Origin of the sequence: Lentzea jiangxiensis, from assembly GCF_900104175.1 — a bacterium.
Taxonomy (GTDB): domain Bacteria; phylum Actinomycetota; class Actinomycetes; order Mycobacteriales; family Pseudonocardiaceae; genus Lentzea; species Lentzea jiangxiensis.
Window position 1 is genome coordinate 449,368 of the sequence record NZ_FNIX01000003.1, and the last position, 20,523, is coordinate 469,890.

The following is a 20,523-nucleotide window of genomic DNA, read 5'->3' on the forward strand; positions in this document are numbered from 1 at the left end:
GGTCGTTCGAGTTCGCTGAGGTGAGCTTGAGCAAACAGGCGTCCACCTCCACGTGGTTCCCGCCGTGCAGTGGAGGACGCTGGAAATGAGTGGCACGAGTGCGCCTGCCGAGGCATTGGCTGGTCAGGACGTCGCCAGACGGGCAACCGACCTGCCCGAGTTGCGGCAGTTGCTCGCCGGTCTCACGGCGGTGCGCGACGGAGACTTCGGCATCCGCCTGCCCGACGACTCCGACGGGTTGCTCGGCGAGATAGCCACGGTCTTCAACGGCATGGTCGACCAGCTCTCGCTGTTCACCTCCGAGGTCACCCGCGTCGCGCGCGAGGTCGGCACGGACGGGCGGCTGGGCGGTCAGGCCGAGGTGCCCGGCGTGTCCGGCACGTGGAAGGACCTCACCGACTCGGTGAACGCCATGGCGGGCAACCTGACCAGCCAGGTCCGCGACATCGCCCAGGTCGCCACGGCGGTCGCCCGCGGCGACCTCAGCCAGAAGATCGACGTCGACGCGCGCGGCGAGATCCTGGAACTGAAGAACACCGTGAACACGATGGTGGACCAGCTGTCGTCGTTCGCGGACGAGGTGACCCGCGTCGCCCGGGAGGTCGGCAGCGAGGGGCGGCTCGGCGGCCAGGCCGAGGTGCCCGGCGTCGGCGGCGTGTGGCTCGACCTCACGAACTCCGTGAACTTCATGGCGGGCAACCTGACCGACCAGGTCCGCAACATCGCCCAGGTGACCACGGCGGTCGCGCAGGGCGACCTCAGCCAGAAGATCACCGTCACCGCGCGCGGCGAGATCCTCGAGCTCAAGAACACCATCAACACGATGGTCGACCAGCTGTCGAGCTTCGCCGACGAGGTCACCCGCGTCTCCCGCGAGGTCGGCACCGAGGGCGCCCTGGGCGGCCAGGCGGACGTCAAGGGCGTGTCCGGCACCTGGCGCGACCTCACCGACTCGGTGAACTTCATGGCGGGCAACCTGACCGCGCAGGTCCGGTCCATCGCCCAGGTCGCCACGGCGGTCGCCCGGGGCGACCTCAGCCAGAAGATCACGGTCAACGCCCGCGGCGAGATCCTCGAACTGAAGAACACCATCAACACGATGGTCGACCAGCTGTCGAGCTTCGCCGACGAGGTCACCCGCGTCTCCCGCGAGGTCGGCACGGACGGCCGCCTCGGCGGCCAGGCGGACGTCAAGGGCGTCTCGGGCACGTGGAAGGACCTCACCGAGTCCGTCAACGTCATGGCGGACAACCTCACCGCACAGGTGCGCTCGATCGCCCAGGTGACGACGGCGGTCGCCCGCGGTGACCTCAGCCAGAAGATCCGCGTCGACGCGCGCGGCGAGATCCTGGAGCTCAAGGAGACCATCAACACGATGGTCGACCAGCTGTCCGGCTTCGCCGACGAGGTCACCCGCGTGTCGCGCGAGGTCGGCACCGAGGGCAACCTGGGCGGCCAGGCGACCGTGCGCGGCGTCTCCGGCACGTGGAAGCACCTGACGGACAACGTGAACGTCATGGCGTCCAACCTGACCAACCAGGTCCGCTCGATCGCGCAGGTCGCCACGGCGGTCGCCCGCGGCGACCTGTCCCAGAAGATCACCGTCGAGGCCAAGGGCGAGGTCGCCGCGCTCGCGGGCGTCATCAACACGATGGTCGACACGCTCTCGGCGTTCGCGGACGAGGTCACCCGCGTGGCCCGCGAGGTCGGCACGGAGGGCATGCTCGGCGGTCAGGCACGCGTGCCGAACGTGGCGGGCACGTGGAAGGACCTGACCGACAACGTCAACTTCATGGCGAACAACCTGACCAACCAGGTCCGCAACATCGCCCAGGTCACCACCGCCGTCGCGCAGGGCGACCTGACGAAGAAGATCGACGTCGACGCGCGCGGCGAGATCCTGGAGCTCAAGACCACGATCAACACGATGGTCGACCAGCTCAGCTCGTTCGCCGCCGAGGTGACGCGCGTGGCGCGCGAGGTCGGCAGCGAGGGCCGCCTCGGCGGCCAGGCCGAGGTCGAGGGCGTGTCCGGCACGTGGAAGCGCCTGACGGAGAACGTCAACGAGCTCGCCGGGAACCTGACCCGCCAGGTGCGCGCGATCGCCGAGGTGACGAGCGCGGTCGCCGAGGGCGACCTGACCCGGTCGATCACCGTCGAGGCCTCCGGCGAGGTCGCCGAGCTCAAGGACAACATCAACTCGATGGTCGGGTCGCTGCGCGACTCCACCAAGGCCAACCAGGACCAGGACTGGTTGAAGTCCAACCTGGCCCGGATCTCCGGCCTGATGCAGGGCCGCCGGGACCTGGCCGTGGTCGCCGAGCTGATCATGGACGAGCTGACCCCGCTGGTGTCGGCGCAGTTCGGCGCCTTCTACCTCGCCGACGACACCGAGGACCGCCAGGAGCTGCGTCTGATCAGCTCCTACGGCCACCCCGACGACGACTCCAGGCCGACCCGGTTCCGGTTCGGCCAGTCGCTCGTCGGCCAGGCGGCGCGCAGCCGCCGCACCATCGCCGTCGACGAGGTGCCGGCGGACTACGTCGCCATCTCCTCGGGGCTCGGCCGCACGGCGCCGGTGAACCTCGTCGTCCTGCCGATCGTGGTGGAGGAACAGGTCCTCGGTGTCATCGAACTCGCGTCGGTGCACCACTTCACGGCCATCCACCGCGACTTCCTCGACCAGCTGATGGAGACCATCGGCGTCAACGTCAACACGATCGTCGCCAACGCCCGCACCGACGAGCTGCTCGTCGAGTCGCAGCGCCTCGCGGGTGAGCTGCAGTCGCGGTCGGGCGAGCTGCAGGTGCGCCAGGAGGAGCTGCAGCGCTCCAACGCGGAGCTGGAGGAGAAGGCGGCGCTGCTCGCCACCCAGAACCGCGACATCGAGGCGAAGAACCTCGAGATCGAGCAGGCCCGCCAGGAGCTGGAGACCCGTGCGCGGGAACTGGCGCTCGCGTCGAAGTACAAGTCGGAGTTCCTGGCCAACATGAGCCACGAGCTGCGCACCCCGCTCAACAGCCTGCTCATCCTCGCCCAGCTGCTCGCGCAGAACCCGAGCCGCAACCTCACGCCGAAGCAGGTGGAGTACGCGGGCATCATCCACTCCGCGGGCTCGGACCTGCTGGGCCTGATCAACGACATCCTCGACCTGTCGAAGATCGAGGCGGGCAAGATGGACATCACGCCCGAACGCGTCTCCCTGCGGCAGCTGCTGGACTACGTCGAGGTGACGTTCCGCCCGCTCACGTCCCAGAAGGGCCTGAGCTTCCAGCTGACCACCTCGCCGGGCACGCCGCCGGAGCTCGTCACCGACGACACGCGCCTGCAGCAGGTGCTGCGCAACCTGCTCTCCAACGCGGTCAAGTTCACCGAGACCGGCGGGGTGGAGCTGCGCATCGAGGTCGCCGACCCCGGTGAGCTGCCGCCCGCCATGCGCGCACACGGCCAGGCGATCATGTTCCGGGTCAGCGACACCGGCATCGGCATCGCCGAGCACCAGCTCGAGTCCATCTTCGGCGCGTTCCAGCAGGCCGACGGCACCACGAGCCGCAAGTACGGCGGCACCGGACTCGGCCTGTCGATCAGCCGCGAGATCGCCTACCTGCTCGGCGGGTCGATCACCGCGGAGAGCACGCTCGGCAAGGGCAGCACCTTCACGCTCTACCTCCCGGTGCACAGCGCGGACTTCGCCGAACCCGCGCTGGCCGCGGTCGAGGCGGCCGCTCCCGCCGCGGTGGAGGAGCCCGTCCCCTCCGTGACCCACAAGCGGCGGCTGCTGGTCGTCGAGGAACGGCCGCAGGGGCTGCTGTCGCTGGTCGCGCAGAGCGCCGTGACCGACCTGTCCGCGAGCAACGACCCGCGCGGTCCCGTGGAGGTGGTCACCGCGGTCGGCCGGGAGGAGGCCGCCGCCGCGCTCGCGACCGAGCCGTGCCACTGCGTCGTCCTGGAGCTCGACATGCCGGACGGGGCCGCGCTGCGGTTCCTGGAGGCGCTCGACGGCGACACCGCCACCCGCACGATTCCCGTGCTGGCGCACAACAACCGCAGGCTGGCGCCGCAGTACGAGCAGCAACTGGAGAGCCGCAGCAGCACGCGGCCGCTGGAGCTGCTGTCCAGTTTGGACGAACTGCGGGAGCGGATCGCGTTGCACCTCAACGCGGACGCGCCGGAGGACGTCCTGCCGCTCGTGCGTCCCGAGCAGCCGCGACCGGAGGCCACGCACCGGGTGAACGGTCAGCTGGCCGGCCGGACGGTGCTGATCGTCGACGACGACGCGCGCAACCTCTTCGCCCTCAGCAGCATCCTGGAGCTGCACGACATGCGGGTCCTGCACGCCGAGAACGGCAGGGAGGGGATCGAGGCGCTGGTCGGCCACCCCGAGATCGACCTGATCCTGATGGACGTGATGATGCCGGAGATGGACGGGTACGCCGCCACGGCCGCCATCCGCGCCATGCCGGAGCACGTGGACCTCCCGATCATCGCCGTCACGGCGAAGGCGATGCCGGGTGACCGCGACAAGAGCATCGCCTCGGGCGCCAACGACTACGTCACCAAGCCGGTCGACGCCGAGGACCTCCTCGCGTGCGTGCACCGGTGGATGCGCACGAGGTGACCGGCGACGAGGCGGGCGTCGGGCGGCTCGCGGGCACCGTCGCCCGGCTGCGCGACGAGATCGAGGAGGCCAGGGCCACCGCGGACGGCCGGGCCTTGGTCGAGCTCGCCAAGGGCGTGCTCGTCGAGCGCCTGCGCTGCGGTCCGGCGCAGGCCGCCGAACAGCTCGCGTTGCTCGCGGAACGCGCGAACATCACGCAGCTCCAGCTCGCCGTGGAGATCGTCAACGAGGTCTCCGGCGACGAGCTCACCGCTCCCCCGCTGCCGGACGGCCGGCCGGACGCCACCGCGGCGGTTCGCCTGCGCACGGCGGAGAGCGGGGCGCTGCACGCGGACGACACGCAGTCGGCGGCGCAGTCGTTGTTCGCCCACGCCCTGGCCCCGCTGGGCGCGAGTGCCGTGGCGATCTGGCTGGCGGGCGCGGACGCGTCGCTCACCCTCGCCGGGCACGCCGGGTTCACTCCCGGCGAGGCGAGCCGCTGGCGGTACGTCCCGCCGGGAGTGCCGACGCCGGCCCGCCGGGCGCTGATGGGGCGCGAGGCCGTGTGGATCGCCGACCTGCACGACTCGGGCCTGCCATCGATCGGCGCCGACCTGCCCGGCCGGGTCACCGTGCCCGCGGGCACCGGTGGCCGGATCACCGGGGTGCTGGAGATCTGCTGGCCCTCGGCCCTGCCGCCGCAGCCGCTGAGCGTGCACAAGCAGGTGGAGGCCCTGGCGGAGCTGTGCGCGGCCACCCTCGACAGCACGGCGACGGCCGGTCTCGCCGACCACGGCGCGGCGGCCCCGTCCGAGCTGGTGGACCTCGCCGACGGACTGCTCGACCCGGCGCTGGTCCTCGGTCCGGAGCTGTCACCGGACGGCACCATCGCCGACTTCCGCGTCCACCACGTCAACGGCCGGTTCGTCGACCTGGCGGGCAGGCCGCGGGCCGCGGTGGCGGGCAAGACCCTGCTGGAGGCCTACCCGCTGGCCGCGTCCGAGGGCGGCCTGTTCGACAAGGTCGAGCACGTGCACGCCACCGGCGAGGCGTTCCGCACCGAGCACATGGACCTGGCAGCGCTGATCGACGAGGTGTCGCTGCCGGTGACGGCCGGCGTGAGCATCACCCGGCACGGCGTGCTGGTGCTCGTGGTGTGGCGGGTGCAGGACGAGACGGCACGCCTCGCGAACCTGTTGCAGCACGCCCAGCGCCTCGGCCGCGTCGGCGGCTTCGAGGAGGACCAGCACACGGGCGCGATCGTGTGGAACAGCCAGCTGCACGCGCTCTTCGGCCGCGAGCCCAGCGCCGACCCGGTGCCGCTGGGCCAGATCGCGGCGCACGCGCACCCGGACGACGTGCCCGCGCTCAACGGCTTCGTGCAGACCGTCCTGCACGACCACCGCAGCGCCTCGGCGGCCTTCCGCCTGCAACGGCCCGACGGCGTCACCCGGCACGTCCGCGTGATCGCCGAACCCGTCCTGGACTCGCACGGCGCGCTGCTCGCCGTCCGCGGCGCCTACCAGGACGTCTCCGCCCAGCACTGGACCGAGGTCGCGCTGTCGGCCACGCAGGACCAGCTGGCGATCACCGCGCAGGAGGCCGCCGAGCACAACAAGCTCACGCTGCAGCTCCAGCAGGTCATCATGCCGCCGACGCACCCGACGCTCGACGCGTTCGGGCTCCGCGTCGCCGTGCGGTACCGGCCGGCGGCGCAGGAGGAACTGGTCGGCGGCGACTGGTACGACGCGGTGGTGCTCCCGTCGAAGCAGATCCTGGTGTCGGTCGGCGACATCACCGGCCACGGCATCAAGGGCGCCACCGGCATGGTCGTGCTGCGCAACGCGCTACGAGGCCTGGCCGCCACCGGCGCGGGCCCGGCCCAGCTGCTCACGTGGCTGAACCTGGTGGCCCACCACCTCGCCGACACCATCTTCGCCACCGCGATCTGCGGCCTCTACGACCCGAACACCCGCGTGCTGCGCTGGGCCCGCGCCGGCCACCTGCCGCCGGTGCTGATCAGGGACGGGCGGGGCGACCTGCTGCCGTTCCTGCAGGGAATGATGCTCGGCGCGATGTCCGAGGCGTCGTACGCGGAGGGCGAGATCGTGCTCGAAAGGGGCGACACGCTGCTGCTCTACACCGATGGCCTGGTCGAACGCAGGGACGCGCCGCTGGACGATTGCCTGAACCGCCTCTGCGAGACCGTGCGGGAGCCGCGGGCCGACCTCGACGACCTCCTCGACCACCTGCTCGCCCAGAGCGAGGCCGACACGGACGACGACACGTGCGTCGTCGGTGTGCAGCTGCCGTGATGACCGGCGGTTCGATGGTGCGAGCCAGGTCACCGGTTTTCGTCCTGGGCACCGGAGGTAACCCATCTGTGTGAAGCCAGACGAACGGCGAGGCCACGCTTTGGCTGACGCGCAATCCGCCGGCGGGTGGCACGTCATGGAGCTCGCGAGCACCGCACCCGACACGGCGAAGATCCGGCGATGGGCTCAGTCGATCCTCTCGAACGTGCGCGAGGACGACGTTCTCGACGTGCTGCTCGTGATCACCGAGCTCGCGTCCAACATCTTCGACCACGCGCGGCTGCCTGCACGGCTGAAGCTCCACAGATCCGATGAGCCCTGCACCGTCAGCATCGTCGCCGAGGACGCCTCACCCGTTCCTCCGCAGATGCAGCCGTCCCGGCCCGACTCGGTGCGCGGGCGCGGCCTGGTGATCGTGAACCGGCTGGCCAAGCAGTGGGGCGTGGCTCAGCGCAACGCCGGGAAGGCCGTGTGGGCTGTCATCCCGTGCGCGGCGGCGACCTAACGGTCTCGCGGGCTCGATGTCGTTCCGCTGCTCGGCCTGCCTCCGCACGACCGCCGGCAGGCTGATGCCGGCGGAGCAGAAGAACGTCACGGCCCCGAGGTCGAAGACGAGACCCGCCTGGTTGCGCCGCACCACCTCGACCACCCCTGGCTCCGCTGTTCTGCCTGGTCACCGCGCTCCCGCCCAGCCCACCGCGAGAAGCGCCGACGCGAGCCGCTGCCCAACCCGGAAGCCCTCGCAACGACACCTCTGCCGACGTCGACGAACGGGAATCAGAACCAATGCCAGGTCGGTTCGGGTCAGGGCACGACCGCGACACGGCGCCTGAGCGGCAGAGGTCCCGGTCGTAGCGTTGACCTGCTCTTCCGCGGCAGGGTGCACCTCCGCAGACGTGGGTGGAGACCGACGACCACGCGGCGCAGCGGCGGACACCGTTCGCCTTGGTGGCGTCGAGCCGCGCCACCCGGCTGCCGCTGGCGCTCACCGGGCTGGACGGCACGCTGCCCCTGTCCGGCAGCGTGCCGGAGGCGGTCGCGTCACTGCGGGCGGCAGGCCGGAGGCCGTGACATCACCGCGGCTCGACCGCTAGCCGCACCGCGCTTCCCCGTCCTCCGGGCACCTCACCACCGCGAACACCGTCTTGCCCCCAGCGGCCGGCCGGGTGCCCCACTCGCGGGCGAGCTTGTCGACGACCACGATCCCCCGCCCCCGCGTGTCCCCCAGCCGCGACCGCCCGTGCACCGGCAGGACCGGCGACCCGTCGTCGACCTCGACCGTGACCTCGCACCGGGTCGCGTGCCGCAGGACGCGGAGGCGGCCGAAGCCCGACGCGTGGTCGAGGACGTTGCACACCAGCTCGGTCACGACCAGGAGGACGTCGTAGACGTGGTCCTCGCCCAGGTCCGCGAGGGCGGAGGTGAGCTGACCGCGCAGCTCGGCCATCACGATGGTCGGCTCGACGGGCAAGTCGAGCACCAGCGACTTCGAGTCTTCGTCGACGGTCTTCACCAGGCGCCTCCGCGAAGGCAGGAACACGACCTGCACTCTCCAGATCAGGAGATGTCCAGGATCCCACGGATGTCGCCCCGACACGGACACTGCACCGAAATCGGGCACGACCGGTCGTGACTTCGGGCTACCGCGAAGGCTTCCCACTGCGGTCAGTCACGGAGGAGCCGCCGATAGCGGGCAACTCCGCACCCAACCGCGTCCGCTACCGCCGCGGCGGTTTCGCGTTGAGGATGCGCGTTTGCTCACGCAGCACCTCGATCGTGTTCGCCACCCAGTCGGCGATCACGGCCTGCTCGGCGGGCGAGTAGCGCTCGGCCAGTTCGGCCATCGCCTTGCCCAGGCCCCCGAAGGCGTCCCCGAACGCGCCGGGGACGGCGGTGATCACCAACCGGCGGCGGTCCTCCGGGTCGGGCGTCCGAGAGGCGAGTCCCGCCCGCACGAGCCGGTCGACCACCCCCGTGACCGCTCCCGGTGTCAGGCCGATCTCCTTGGCCAGCTCTCCCGCCGACACCGATCCCGCCCCGGCGATCACCGCGAGCGCACGCTGGTCGACCGCCGTGACCCCGAGGCTGGCGCCGACCGCCTCGTGGAACGCCACCACGGCGGTGCTCAGTGCGCGTCCGGCGTCTCGCTCTTCCACATCGGCACTTTACCTCACAGAAGATTTCAGTATGCTGAACTAAATTGTTGAGCTGACTAAAGTATTTGGGGGGATCATGAGTGAGCTGACGCTGGCGCTCGAGGTGCCGAGGTGGACCTGGCGCTGCTACACCCGTCACCTGGCACCGGTGGTGGCGCTGTCCGCGGTGGCCTCGGTCCAGCGCCTGGTGGTCGTGAACTGGACCGGGGAGATCGACCCCGCCCTCGCGACGGCCTCGGAGTTCGTGGTGCTGGCGGCACGTCTCGCCCTGGTGGTGCTCGTGTGGCGCATCGCGATGGCTGGCCGGACGTTGCGCTGGAGCGCCGCGCGGACCTTCGTGCGGCGGCACTGGCGCAGCCTGCTGTGGCAGGTCGCCTTCCTGGGCGCGGCGTTCGCCGTGTTCGAGGTCCTCGCCGAGCACGTGGTGTCCGGCCTGCTGCCGGGGTCGGCCAGGCAGACCTATCTCGCGGTGCTGCTGTTCCTCAAGAACCCGACGGTGGTCGCGCTGACCCTCATCTGGTGGATCGGCGTCATCCGGCAGGTGTTCGAGGTGCGTCCGGCACGACCGCGCGAGACCTTCCCCTCAGCCGGGGCGCCGGGGCGTTAGTCGTGCGGGACGCACGGGTAGCCGGTGGCGTCGAGAACCTAGCTGGAGGAGAGCGATGAGCGACACGACCACCATCGACCGGCTGCGCACGGTGCTGGACGACGTGATCTACCCCGCCGACAAGGGGCAGCTCGTCGACCACGCTTCCCGCAACAACGCCGACGAGGACACCGTGCACGCGCTGCACTCCGTTCCGGACCGGGTGTACGGATCGTTCGACGAGGTCCTGGACGTGGTCGCCGTCGACCAGAGCCGCGAGGCCTGAGCTCTCGCCGTTCTCGTCGTGCAGGCCGGGCCGACTGCCCATACGGTCGAGGCAGACGTGGAGAACCACCACGAGATCGGCGCCGGAGCACTCCGGCGCCGATCTCGTCACCTCGAAGCAGATGTCCGGCGCACCGGGCGCGAGCCGGCCCCGCGGCCGTCGCGGCGGTGGAGCACGCCCTGGGCATCCGCGTGTCGGACGGCTGCGGGCCGGACAGGGAGCACCGATGAAGGATCGCAAGGCGGTGCGGATCCCCGCGCCCGCGGGACGGCCGCGACTGGACGGCGACGTGCCGGTCGTCGCGGTCGTGGGCGGCGGCATCGCCGGGCTGTCGGCGGCCACGCTCCTCGCGGAACGCGGTGCCCGGGTCGTGCTGTACGAGCGCGAGACCTACCTCGGTGGCCGCGTCGGCGGGTGGCCCACGCAGCTCGCGGACGGCAGCGACGTCACGATGACCCGCGGCTTCCACGCGTTCTTCCGGCAGTACTACAACCTGCGGTCCCTGCTGAAGCGGGTCGACCCGGACGGCCGTGCGCTCACCGCGATGCCGGACTACCCGCTGTGGCACGCACGGGGTGCCCGTGACTCGTTCGCCGGCATGCCGACGACGGCGCCGTGGAACGTGCTGGCGTTCCTGCGGCGCAGCCCGACGTTCCGCTGGCGCGACCTCCCGGAGATGAACCCCGAGGCGGCCCTGAAGCTGCTGGACGTGTCGGTTCCCGGGGTCTACGACGAGCTCGACGGTCTCAACGCGGCCGAGTACCTGGAACGCGTGCGGTTCCCGGAGGCGGCGCACGCGCTCGCGTTCGAGGTGTTCTCGCGCAGCTTCTTCGCGCACCCGCGCGACATGTCGGCCGCCGAGCTCGCGGTGATGTTCCACATCTACTTCCTCGGGTCGAACGAGGGACTGCTCTTCGACGTCGCCGCGGACCCGTTCCCGCACGGCCTGTGGGACCCGCTGGGGCGCCGCCTCACCGAGCTGGGCGCCGACGTCCGCGCCGGCGTGGACGTGCATTCGGTCGCACGCGGTGAGAACAGGCGCTTCACCGTGACCACGGAGGACGGCGTGCTCGACGCCGACGCCGTGGTCCTCGCCGCCGACGTGAACGGACTGCGCGCGATCGTGCGGTCCTCCCCCGGTCTGGGCGACGCGGACTGGCGGGCGAAGGTGGACGGGTTGCGCACGGCTCCCCCGTTCCTGGTGTCGCGGTACTGGCTGGACCGCCCGGTCGACCGGCCCGGCTTCATCGGCACGAGCGGCTACGACCTGCTCGACAACGTGAGCGTCCTCGACAACTACGAGCACGAGGCACGGGCCTGGGCGGCGCGCACCGGCGGCTCGGTCGTGGAGCTGCACGGCTACGCCATTCCGTCCGATGTGGACGAGGACGAGGCGAAGAAGCGGCTGTGGGACCAGCTGACCGAGGTCTACCCGGAGACCAGGGGCGCCACCGTGGTCGACGAGCGGCACGAGTGGCGGTCCGACTGCCCGCTGTTCCCCGCCGGTGGCTACGGGGACAGGCCCCCGGTCGGCACGCCGGACGACTTCCTGGTGCTGGCAGGAGATCTGGTGCGCATCGACCTGCCCGTGGCGTTGATGGAACGCGCGGCCACGACCGGGTTCGCCGCGGCGAACCGGCTTCTCGGCCGGTGGGGCGTGACCGGAACGGACCTCTGGACGGTCCCCCTCGAAGGTCGCGTGCCCCTGCTGCGCGCCGCGGCCCGCCGGCGGAGGCCGGCGTGAACCTCGGTGCTCCGGGCGTCGCCGTTCGCGGACCCAGCGGTGGGGTGCGCGCTCTCGCGGCGGTGGCGTGGATCTGCGGTGCGCTCGTCGTGCTGGCGCAGATCGTCTACTCCAGGACCGAGCCGGACGAGCGGCTCTTCACGACGGTGGCGTCGGTGATCGCCTTCGCGGTGGCGTCGGTCTGCGACGCGCTGGCCCGCTTCGGCCCGCGCGCGGCGGTGCTGCTGGTGGCGGTCGCCGGAGGCGGTGGCCTGCTGGCCGAGACGATCGGCGTGCACACGGGCTTCCCGTTCGGAGACTACCGCTACACGGGCACGCTGGGCCTGGAGGTCGCCGGGGTTCCGGTGGTCGTGGCCCTGGCCTGGGTGATGATGAGCTGGCCCGCGTTGCTCGTCGGCCGCGCGCTCGCGGGCTGGTCGCGGGTGAGCGCCCCGTTCTGGCTGGTCGTCGGGATCAGCGCGTGGGCGCTGGCGTCGTGGGACGTGTTCCTCGACCCGCAGATGGTCGACGCGGGCCACTGGGAGTGGGCCGGTCCCAGCCCGGCACTGCCCGGCGTGGACGGCATCCCCCTCACGAACTACGCCGGATGGCTGCTCGTCTCCGTGCTGATGATGACCGCGCTGCACCGCGGCGTCGGCCGGCCACGCGTCACGAGGGAGCTGGACCTGCGGGCGGGACCGGCACCCGTGCTGTACCTGTGGACCTACGGTTCGTCGGTGTGGGCTCACGCGGCCTTCTTCGGCCGTCCGATGGTGTCCCTGGTCGCCGGACTGCTCATGGGACTGGTGGCGGTGCCCTTCGCCGTGTCGCTGTGGCGGGCTCATCGGTGAAGCGGTTCCTCGGTGCGGCGGTGCGCGGCGCCGCCGTCGGTTCTGTTGTGGCAGCGGCACACGCGCTGGTGAACGCGCGGTTGATGCGGGTACCGGCCGCGAACCCGCCGCAGTGCCGCGAGGAGGTGTCGGTCCTGGTGCCCGCGCGCGACGAGGCGCACCGGATCGCGCCGACCGTCGAGTCGCTGCTGGGCCAGCGCGGTGTTCCCGATCTGGAGATCATCGTGCTGGACGACGGCTCCACCGACGGCACCGCCGGCGAGGTGCGCCGGGCCGCGGGGGGTGACGAACGGCTGCGCGTCGTCACGGGAAGCGCACCACCGGACGGGATGCCGGGCAAACCCCACGCGTGCGCCCAGCTCGCCGGCCTGGCACGCGGTCGCGTGCTGGTGTTCGTCGACGCCGACGTCGTGCTCGAACCCCACGCGATCGCCTCCGCTGTCGCGCTGTTGCGCGAGAACTACCTCGACGTGGTGTCGCCGTTCCCGCGTCAGCTCGCGGACGGCGCCGGAGCGCGTCTCGTCCAGCCGTTGCTGCAGTGGTCGTGGCTGGTCTTCCTGCCGTTGCGGCTGGCGGAGCGCTCGCCCCGGCCGTCGCTGTCGGCGGCGAACGGGCAGTTCCTGGTCGTGGACGCCGGCGCGTACCACCGCAGCGGAGGCTTCGAGGGCATCGCCGCGGCGGTGCTCGACGACATCGCGCTGATGCGGGCGGTCAAGCGCAGCGGTGGCCGCGGTGTGGTCGTCGACGGCAGCACGGTGGCTGTCTGCCGGATGTACGAGGACTGGACCGAGGTCCGGGACGGGTACGAGAAGTCGCTGTGGTCGGCCACCGGCAGCCCGGTGGGGGCGGTGGCGCTGTCGCTCGTCCTGGCGTGGCTCTACGTCCTGCCGCCGGTCGCCGCTCTCGCGGGCTCGCGGGCCGGTGCCGTCGGCTACGCGGCCGGGGTGTTCACGAGGGTCGTGGCGGCACGGCACACCGGCGCACGGGTGTGGCCCGACGCCCTGGCCCACCCGGTGTCGGTGGGCGTGCTGCTGTCGCTCGTCGCGCGGTCGTGGCGGGCCCGGCGGGCGGGACGGTTGCGGTGGAAGGGTCGATCGTTGCGGGAGAGCAGCTGACATGGCACGGGTAGCGGTGATCGGCGCCGGCATGGGGGGCCTGGCGGCGGCCGCGCGCCTCGCGAGGTCGGGGCACGAGGTGACCGTGTTCGAACAGGCCGCGAGCCACGGCGGCAAGCTGGGAACGTTGGAGCGCGACGGGTTCACCTTCGACACCGGGCCGTCGTTGCTGACGCTGCCCCACGTCTACCGCGACCTGTTCGCGGCCACGGGCGCGCCGCTCGACGACGTCGTGGAGATCGTGCCGGTGCAGCCGACCTGCCGGTACCGCTTCCCGGACGGCTCCGAGCTCGACATGCCGCACGCCGAGGAGGACGTGGAGGCCGCGCTGAGCGACGCGTTCGGCCCCGAAGCCGCGCGGCAGTGGCGTGCGGTGCTCACCGACGCCGACCGGTTGTGGGACCTCGTCGGCGAACCGGTGCTGCAGAACCCGCTGGGCGGGGTGCGGGACCTGGTGCGGCGCTCGGCGAGCGTGCGCGACCTCATGGCGATCGCACCGTGGCGCACGCTGCGCGGCGTGGGCCGGCGAAGGCTCACCGACCCGCGGCTGCGCATGCTCCTCGACCGCTACGCCACCTACAGCGGTTCCGACCCGCGCCGCACGCCCGCGCTGATGACGGTGGTCCCGTTCGTCGAGCAGCGCTTCGGCGGCTGGTACGTGCGCGGCGGGCTGCGCCGGCTCGGCGACGCCCTGTTCGACCGCTGCGCCGAACTGGGCGTGCGCTTCCGCTTCGGCGCGGCGGTCACGGCCGTCGAGTCCGGCAGCGGCGGGGTCACCGGGGTGCGCCTGCGGGACGGCGAACGGCACGCCGCCGACGTCGTCGTGTCCGATGTGGACGCCGAACACCTCTACGGCGAGCTGCTCACCGACCGGCGTTCGCACCGTCCACGCCGGACCCTGCGCAAGACCCAGCCGTCGCTGTCCGGGTTCGTGCTCCTGCTCGCGTTGCGGGGCAGGACGCCGGACCCCGCGCACCACCGCGTGCTGTTCCCCGCCGACTACGACGACGAGTTCGACTCCATCTTCGGCCGCCATCCGCGACCGGTGCCGGACCCGACGGTCTACGTGTGCGCGCCGGACGACCCGGCCATCGCACCTCCGGGAGACGAGGCGTGGTTCGTGCTGGTCAACGCGCCACGACAGGGCGATGTCGACTGGAGGGCACCGGAACTGGCCGACTCCTACGCCGACCGCGTGCTGGGGGTGATGGCCGAGCGGGGGCTGGACGTGCGGAACCGGGTGCGCTGGAGGGAGGTCCGCACACCGGCGGACTGGGCTCGCGACACGGGTTCGGTGGGCGGCTCGATCTACGGCTCGTCGTCCAACGGGCCCCGCGCGGCCCTGCTCAGGCCCGCCAACCGCTCCCCCGTGCCCGGCCTGTTCCTCGTCGGCGGTTCGGCGCACCCCGGCGGCGGGCTGCCGCTCGTGGCGATGTCAGCGCGGATCGTCGCCGGTCTGGTCGGGCCGGCCTGACGCGAACGGCCCCGTCCACGGCCGGTCGGCGAGCTCCCGCCGGATGCCGGCCGCGAGCTGGACCAGCCCGGCGACGGCGCACCCGGCCCACACGAGAGCGGACACGGCGGCCCAGCTCCAGCCGGTGACCGGGGTGCCGCCGGGCGCCAGACCCGTTCCCGCGCAGGCGATCGCGACCACGATCACCCTGATCGGGCGTTCCGCCACCGTGATCACGCCCGCCGACGCCATGCCGACGGCCTGGGCCTTGGCCCGCGCGTACTCGTGCAGCAGCACCGAAGCACCGATGGCGGCACACCACCACGCCTCGGCGCCGAGCACCAGCAACACCAGCACCAGGGACAGGTCCGCCAGCCGGTCCGCGACCGCGTCCACCACGGCGCCCAGCGGCCGCACCCGCCCGGTGCGCAGGGCGACCGCACCGTCCAGCCCGTCGAGCAGGCCGGTGGCCACCACCAGCACCAGCGCCAGCAGCGCCCAGCGCCCACCCGCGCCGGCGACGGCGACCGCGCCCGCCGCGACCACCACCCCGGCCGCCGACAGGACGTCCGGGTGCACGCGGTCCAGCGGCCGGGCGAGCGAGTGCACGAGCCTGAGCCAGCCGACGACGAGCCTGCTGCCGGACACGTCCTCACCGTGGAGCCGGGACCAACCGGCGACGGGGTTCTCACCGGTCACCCCACCACCGTAGGCGCAGGGGTGACCCGGCGCAGGTTCGGGTACTTCCCGATCATGCATGTACTCCGCGCCGTGGCGGCGGCCACCTCGAGCGCGCTGCGCGGCCGGGACCTCCTGCTGTGGGCGGCGGGACTGACGTTCTTCTCCGCGCTCGGCCTGGTGCCGCTGCTGCTGCTCGCCCTGCGCGGGGTGGCGCTGCTGTTCGGCCCGGACCTCGTGGTCGACGGCGCGCGGGCGCTCGGCGGCGCGCTGCCCGAGGCGCACGACCCCACCGGCACCCTCGTCGGGCTGGCGGAGGCGGCCACGACCACGTCCTGGCCCCTGCTCGCCGCGTCGCTCTTCCCCGCCTCCCTCTACGGCGAGGGGCTGCGCCGGGCGCTCGTGCAGGCGGCCGGTGAGCACGTGACCAAGTGGACCGGGTGGGCGGGGCGGATCGCGTTCCTGCCCGTGCTCCTCCTCGCGCCCCTGCTGGTCGCGCTCCCCCTGGCGTTCGCGTCGGTGGTCGGTCCGCTCTACGAGGCCGGCGGCTGGTCCACCGTGCTGGGTGTCGTGCTGTCGTTCCACCTCGACATGGTCCCGATCTGCGCGACCGTGGCCCTGGTGTTCGCGTTCGTCGGGCCGGTCGCACTGCCGGTCAGGACGGTCCTGGCGGCGGGCGTCGGTCTCGGCGCGGTGCTCACCGGCTTCCTGCACGGTTTCGCGGTGTTCCTCGCGATCCCCGTCGACTGGGCGATCCCGTACGGCGGCCTGGCGGTCCCCGGCGGGGTCGCGGCGCTCGGGCTGTGGCTGTTCCTGCTGCACGGGCTGCTGGTGTTCGGGTACCGGATCACGCTCAGCACCCACGACGTCCTCACGGCTTCCGGCACTGGGGCGAGCACCGGGTCTGCTCTGTAACGCATCCTGCGGGCGCGCCGCGTACGTGGGGATTTCGAGCACGACGACGACGGGCACGTCCCGCGCCGGGCAGGTGCGGCAGGCGGTCAGCCGATCCGCGTGAAGACCACCCCGAGCGAGTCGACCTCGCTGCCCGACCGGCCGTGGAAGCCGGCGATCTGCCAGCCGTCCGGAGCGGTGTAGGTGGCCGAGGCCGACGTCGTACCACCGCCCGCCAAGGTGCGGCCGGCGCTCGTGGTGAAGGCGGCGCGGAAGATCCTCGTACGCCCGTCGTGCTGTCCCGGGTGGAGGGTGACCGACTTGAGGTGCTCCCCTTCGGCCAACGCCAGTTCCTGGAGCGTTCCACCGCTGCCGCCGTGGCTGAACGCCGTGCCGTCGGCGAACGTGAGACCCACCTGGTCGACGCGCGAGCCGGAGCGGAGACCGACCTTGGTGACGCGTTGCCCCAGTGGAACCGAGGGCACGTCGGTGAAGGCGGTTCCGTGCGGGCCGCCGGAGGTGTCGCTGAGCGAGAGCGCGGGGTTGAGGGTCCACCGGAAGCCGGCCGCGATCGGGTAGTGGTCGGACAGCATCTTGTCGTCGGCGGTGCGGAAGGCCGCGTTCTCGTTGGCGTACCGGGTGAGTTCGAGGCTGATGTACCTGTTGCCGCGGAACAGGATCTTGTCGACCACCTCGCACGCGTCGGTCACGTTCCGGTCGTCGCACACCAGTGCGGGGTCACCCGCCGCGGGCGGCGTGCCACCGCGTTCCTCCTGCACCCAGGCGTCGGTGAGGCCGTTGGCGGACAAGAGTTCGCGGATGTTGTCACCGGCGCGGGTGTAGCGGGTGTTCGTGTCCCCCGCGATGACGACGGCGTTGCCCGCGGAGTGGGTGGTGACGAACCGGGAGAGCTCGCTGATGTTGGCGCGGCGGGCGGCGAGGTCGGCCTCGGTGCTGCCGGCGTTCGAGTGCACGTTGTAGAAGTCGACGAACACGCCCTCCGCCAGGCGGATCCGCGACCACGTGAACCCCTTGGGAGTCAGGCAGTCCGTGCCGTTGCACCGGTCCCACCGGTCGCGGGTGAGGTCCGAGTACGCGTGGTTGGACAGTGTGTTGAGACCGTCGCCGAACGGAACCCCGCCACTGGTGGGCGTGCGGTGCGGGTGGGTGTTGCTGGCGTAGAGGGACGCGTGGTAGTTGAAGTCCTCCTGCACCTGCACGACGTCGTAGGGCCGGATCCGCTGGCCGATGATCGGCGTGTTCACCTTCGGGTTGCCGCTGGAGAGCCCCTCCGGCAACCCGGCGATGTTGTAGCTCAGCACCGAGAACGTGCCGCCCGCCGGTGGTGCCGCCACCGCCGGCGGCACCGTGCTCGCGACCAACGCGCCCACCGCGGCTACCGCCCACCTGGCCACTCGCATCGCAGAACTCCTGACTCGGTCGGAGGAGGACGTGGCGAGGCTAGGACAACACGAGAAAGTTTCGGATCTCGTGAAGATGACAACACCGTGTCCACACCGTCACGACACCGGGAACACGCTTCGGCGCGCACGCGAAAGGGTGGGGCCTCGCCGGACCACGAGCCCGGCGAGGCCCCACCCCCGGGTGGATCAGGCGACGGTCAGGAGCACCTGCGCCCGTCGTTCACGCACTTCACGATCTTCGCCATCGTCTGGTCGGAGTTGACGTTCGCGAAGTCGTTGTGGTCGGAGAACGGGTTGTGCTCCTCCTCCGGGAACGCGTCGAGCTGGTACTGCCCCTTCTGCTGGATGTCGCGCGAGATGTTGTAGGAGATGCTGATCCGCAGCTGCGGGATGGCCTTGAAGCCCTGCGGGCAGGCACCGGTCTGCTTGTCGGCGAACCGGACGTGGTCGCGGTGGTTGGCGCTGTCCGCGTTCTGACCGTCCCAGCAGCCGGCGAAGTCGTGCACGCGCATGACCTTGCTGCCGTTCGGGCAGATCACGTACTTGTCGGACAGCCGGTCCTCGAACCCGCTGCAGGTCCACGTGGCGCGGGCGTTGGCGGGGCCGCGGCTCGTCGGCTTGGCGTCACCGGTGACCATCTTGAGGAACTTCGGCATGGCCGTGACCTTGCTGGTCGCGTTGCCGCGGTACTCGATCTTCACCTCGGCCGGCCGGACGATCTTGCCGTTGTTGCCGACGAGCTCCAGGTTCTTGCCGGTGGGAGCGGCCAGGGGCGGCGGGGCGACCGTCGTGGTGGTGGCACCACCGCCGTTGTTCCCGCCGTTGTTGTTGCCGTTGTTCCCGCCGTTGTTGTTGCCGTTGTTCCCGCCGTTGTTGTTGTTCCCGTTGCCGTTGTTCCCGTTGTTGCCGCCGTTGTTGTTCTCGCCGCCCTCGTCGCCCTCGTTGAGGCCGCACTTGGCGAGCTTGTCCAGGCCCTGCGGCTTCTCGGCGTTGCGGCCGATCGCGATGGCGATCCGGTCGATCGTCGCGACGCGCTTGTCCTTCAGCGGCCCGAGGATCGCGTTGTCGATGAAGTTCGGTCCGCCCTGGCCCTTGGTGGTCACCAGGCGCTGGTTGGCCTCGGCGATCTGCTTGTCCAGCTGGTCCAGGTCGCGGTCCACCTCGTCGAGGGCCTGGTCCGGCACACCGGGAAGTGCTTCGCGCACCGACGGGCACTTGATCGTCGGGGTCGCGGCGTCCTGCTCGGCGCCGTTCTGCCCGGCGGCGTTCTGCTCGTTGCCGTTCTTCTGGTCGGCGTTCTTCTGGTCGGCGTTCTTCTGGTCGGCGTTCTGCTCGGCGGCCTGCTCGGGCTGCTGCTGGAGAACGCCCTCACCGGCGAACTTGCGCGGCTTCGAGTGGTTGCCGTGGCCGCCGCCACCGTGGTTGCCGTGACCCCAGCGCAGGTCGCAGTCGGCGAGCGGGGTCAGGTTCGGCTTGCGCCCGGCCCGGCTCATCGCGGTCGCGATGCGGTCGAGCGTGGCGGCCCGCTTGGCGCGCAACGGGCCCAGGACGGTGTTGTTGACGAAGTTCGGGTCGGCGGGGTTCTGGGCCTTCGACACCCGGTCGTTGGCTTCCCTGAGCTGCTGGGCGAGCTGCTGGAGGTTCTTGACGACCTCGTCCCGCACCCGTTGCGGCACAGCGGGAAGCCGGTTCGCGACACCGGGGCACGCGACTTCGCCCGGCCCGTTGTCCTTGATCTTGTCCGGGTTGGAGCCGACCGACTGCGGGTTGGCCTTGGGGTTGATGCGCACGACCGGCCAGAAGTAGGACGAGCGGTCGCCGTTGCGGCAGGTCGTCTCCGAGTCCACCAGGCTCTCGTCCGTGGACTCGGCGCTGATCGACAGGTTGCCCACGAAGTCGTGGACGTGCTGGGCACCGTGCTTCAGGCCCGGCTGGGCGACCGGGTTGTCGGCGCTGAACTTGCCGTTCTCGTTGGTGCCGCAGTCGACCCTGAAGACGCCGGAGGCGCCGTTCTTGCCGACCTTCGGCTCCACGACGTTCTTGCTCACCTGCTCAATGGGCACGAACGCACTCACCGGCGCGGGCTCACCGTTCTTGGCGGCGAGCGCCACGGTGGCGGTGCCCGCTGCGACAACGGCCACCGCCGACAACGAAGCGATCAGGCGGAACTTCCGCCTGTCGGTCACGCGGTGCGTCATTCGTCCTCCTCGTTCATGCGGCGCATGACCGGGGATACGTACGGGATGGCACATCGGCTCAAACTTGATGTTCCATTCGAGCCGGATCGACCGCGACGGCCCCCGTTCGTCGCCGCCGCGGCCGTGCCCGGGACGAGCGCGGACCGTTCCCGCGCTCGCTGGACGGCCGGACGGAACCCGAGAACCCGGACGCGCGGCGCGGCACCCCCATTCGGTGTCGCGCTGAGCCATTCGTGTCTGCCTGTCA

General features: G+C 71.5%; 16 protein-coding genes. 11 read left to right on the forward strand and 5 right to left on the reverse strand.

The window, feature by feature from the left end; genetic code table 11:
- Positions 1–85 precede the first annotated feature (85 nt).
- The 4 genes from BLQ91_RS13035 (at position 86) to BLQ91_RS41270 (ending at position 7,983) form a co-directional block, all read left to right on the forward strand.
- A complete protein-coding gene (locus BLQ91_RS13035) occupies positions 86–4,618 on the forward strand; it encodes a HAMP domain-containing protein (protein ID WP_090097237.1) in 4,533 nt (1,510 codons plus the stop codon).
- A complete protein-coding gene (locus BLQ91_RS13040) occupies positions 4,588–6,912 on the forward strand; it encodes a PP2C family protein-serine/threonine phosphatase (protein ID WP_090097054.1) in 2,325 nt (774 codons plus the stop codon). The genes BLQ91_RS13035 and BLQ91_RS13040 overlap by 31 nt, the downstream gene beginning before the upstream one ends.
- A gap of 136 nt (positions 6,913–7,048) precedes the next feature.
- Complete coding sequence (locus tag BLQ91_RS13045) at positions 7,049–7,417, forward strand: ATP-binding protein (RefSeq protein ID WP_090097055.1); 369 nt, start codon at positions 7,049–7,051, stop codon at positions 7,415–7,417.
- 395 nt (positions 7,418–7,812) lie between these two features.
- Complete coding sequence (locus BLQ91_RS41270) at positions 7,813–7,983, forward strand: hypothetical protein (RefSeq protein ID WP_176959717.1); 171 nt, start codon at positions 7,813–7,815, stop codon at positions 7,981–7,983.
- 19 nt (positions 7,984–8,002) lie between these two features.
- Here the strand turns inward: BLQ91_RS41270 and BLQ91_RS13050 are convergent, their stop codons facing one another.
- Entirely contained in the window at positions 8,003–8,425 is a 423-nt protein-coding gene (locus BLQ91_RS13050) for an ATP-binding protein (RefSeq protein WP_245733377.1), read from the reverse strand.
- A 205-nt stretch (positions 8,426–8,630) separates the two neighbouring features.
- Positions 8,631–9,068, reverse strand: coding sequence for a MarR family winged helix-turn-helix transcriptional regulator (locus BLQ91_RS13055; protein WP_090097056.1), 438 nt, complete (start codon positions 9,066–9,068; stop codon positions 8,631–8,633).
- Between the two features lie 76 nt (positions 9,069–9,144).
- On the opposite strand from BLQ91_RS13055, the gene BLQ91_RS13060 reads away from it, so the two are divergent.
- The 6 genes from BLQ91_RS13060 (at position 9,145) to BLQ91_RS13085 (ending at position 15,103) form a co-directional block, all read left to right on the forward strand.
- Positions 9,145–9,675, forward strand: a complete 531-nt coding sequence (locus tag BLQ91_RS13060) for a hypothetical protein (RefSeq protein ID WP_090097057.1) — start codon at positions 9,145–9,147, stop codon at positions 9,673–9,675.
- A 55-nt stretch (positions 9,676–9,730) separates the two neighbouring features.
- Positions 9,731–9,940, forward strand: coding sequence for a DUF2795 domain-containing protein (locus tag BLQ91_RS13065; RefSeq protein ID WP_090097058.1), 210 nt, complete (start codon positions 9,731–9,733; stop codon positions 9,938–9,940).
- A 226-nt stretch (positions 9,941–10,166) separates the two neighbouring features.
- On the forward strand, positions 10,167–11,684 hold the full coding sequence (locus BLQ91_RS13070) for an FAD-dependent oxidoreductase (protein WP_090097059.1): 1,518 nt from the start codon (positions 10,167–10,169) through the stop codon (positions 11,682–11,684).
- On the forward strand, positions 11,681–12,514 hold the full coding sequence (locus BLQ91_RS13075) for a carotenoid biosynthesis protein (RefSeq protein ID WP_090097060.1): 834 nt from the start codon (positions 11,681–11,683) through the stop codon (positions 12,512–12,514). Before BLQ91_RS13070 ends, BLQ91_RS13075 begins: the two co-directional genes overlap by 4 nt.
- Positions 12,496–13,629 carry a glycosyltransferase family 2 protein gene (locus BLQ91_RS13080; protein WP_245733378.1) on the forward strand — a complete coding sequence of 378 codons (1,134 nt, stop codon included), beginning with the start codon at positions 12,496–12,498 and terminating at the stop codon, positions 13,627–13,629. Before BLQ91_RS13075 ends, BLQ91_RS13080 begins: the two co-directional genes overlap by 19 nt.
- 1 nt (position 13,630) lies before the next feature.
- The gene (locus BLQ91_RS13085; RefSeq protein ID WP_090097061.1) at positions 13,631–15,103 is read left to right on the forward strand and encodes a phytoene desaturase family protein; all 1,473 of its coding nucleotides are present in this window, start codon (positions 13,631–13,633) and stop codon (positions 15,101–15,103) included.
- Here the strand turns inward: BLQ91_RS13085 and BLQ91_RS13090 are convergent.
- Positions 15,065–15,781: a CDP-alcohol phosphatidyltransferase family protein gene (locus tag BLQ91_RS13090; protein WP_090097062.1), complete on the reverse strand. Its 717-nt coding sequence runs from the start codon at positions 15,779–15,781 to the stop codon at positions 15,065–15,067. The two genes, BLQ91_RS13085 and BLQ91_RS13090, sit on opposite strands and share 39 nt — an antisense overlap.
- Positions 15,782–15,802: 21 nt before the next feature.
- Here BLQ91_RS13090 and BLQ91_RS13095 point away from each other — a divergent pair, with 21 nt between their 5' ends.
- Positions 15,803–16,675: a YhjD/YihY/BrkB family envelope integrity protein gene (locus BLQ91_RS13095; protein WP_090097063.1), complete on the forward strand. Its 873-nt coding sequence runs from the start codon at positions 15,803–15,805 to the stop codon at positions 16,673–16,675.
- A gap of 86 nt (positions 16,676–16,761) precedes the next feature.
- On the opposite strand, the gene BLQ91_RS13100 is transcribed toward BLQ91_RS13095, so the two are convergent.
- Positions 16,762–18,075: a jacalin-like lectin gene (locus BLQ91_RS13100; protein ID WP_090097064.1), complete on the reverse strand. Its 1,314-nt coding sequence runs from the start codon at positions 18,073–18,075 to the stop codon at positions 16,762–16,764.
- A 200-nt stretch (positions 18,076–18,275) separates the two neighbouring features.
- Positions 18,276–20,276 (reverse strand): DUF1996 domain-containing protein, encoded by a 2,001-nt coding sequence (locus BLQ91_RS40245; protein ID WP_176959718.1) that lies wholly within the window; start codon positions 20,274–20,276, stop codon positions 18,276–18,278.
- Positions 20,277–20,523: the final 247 nt, after the last annotated feature.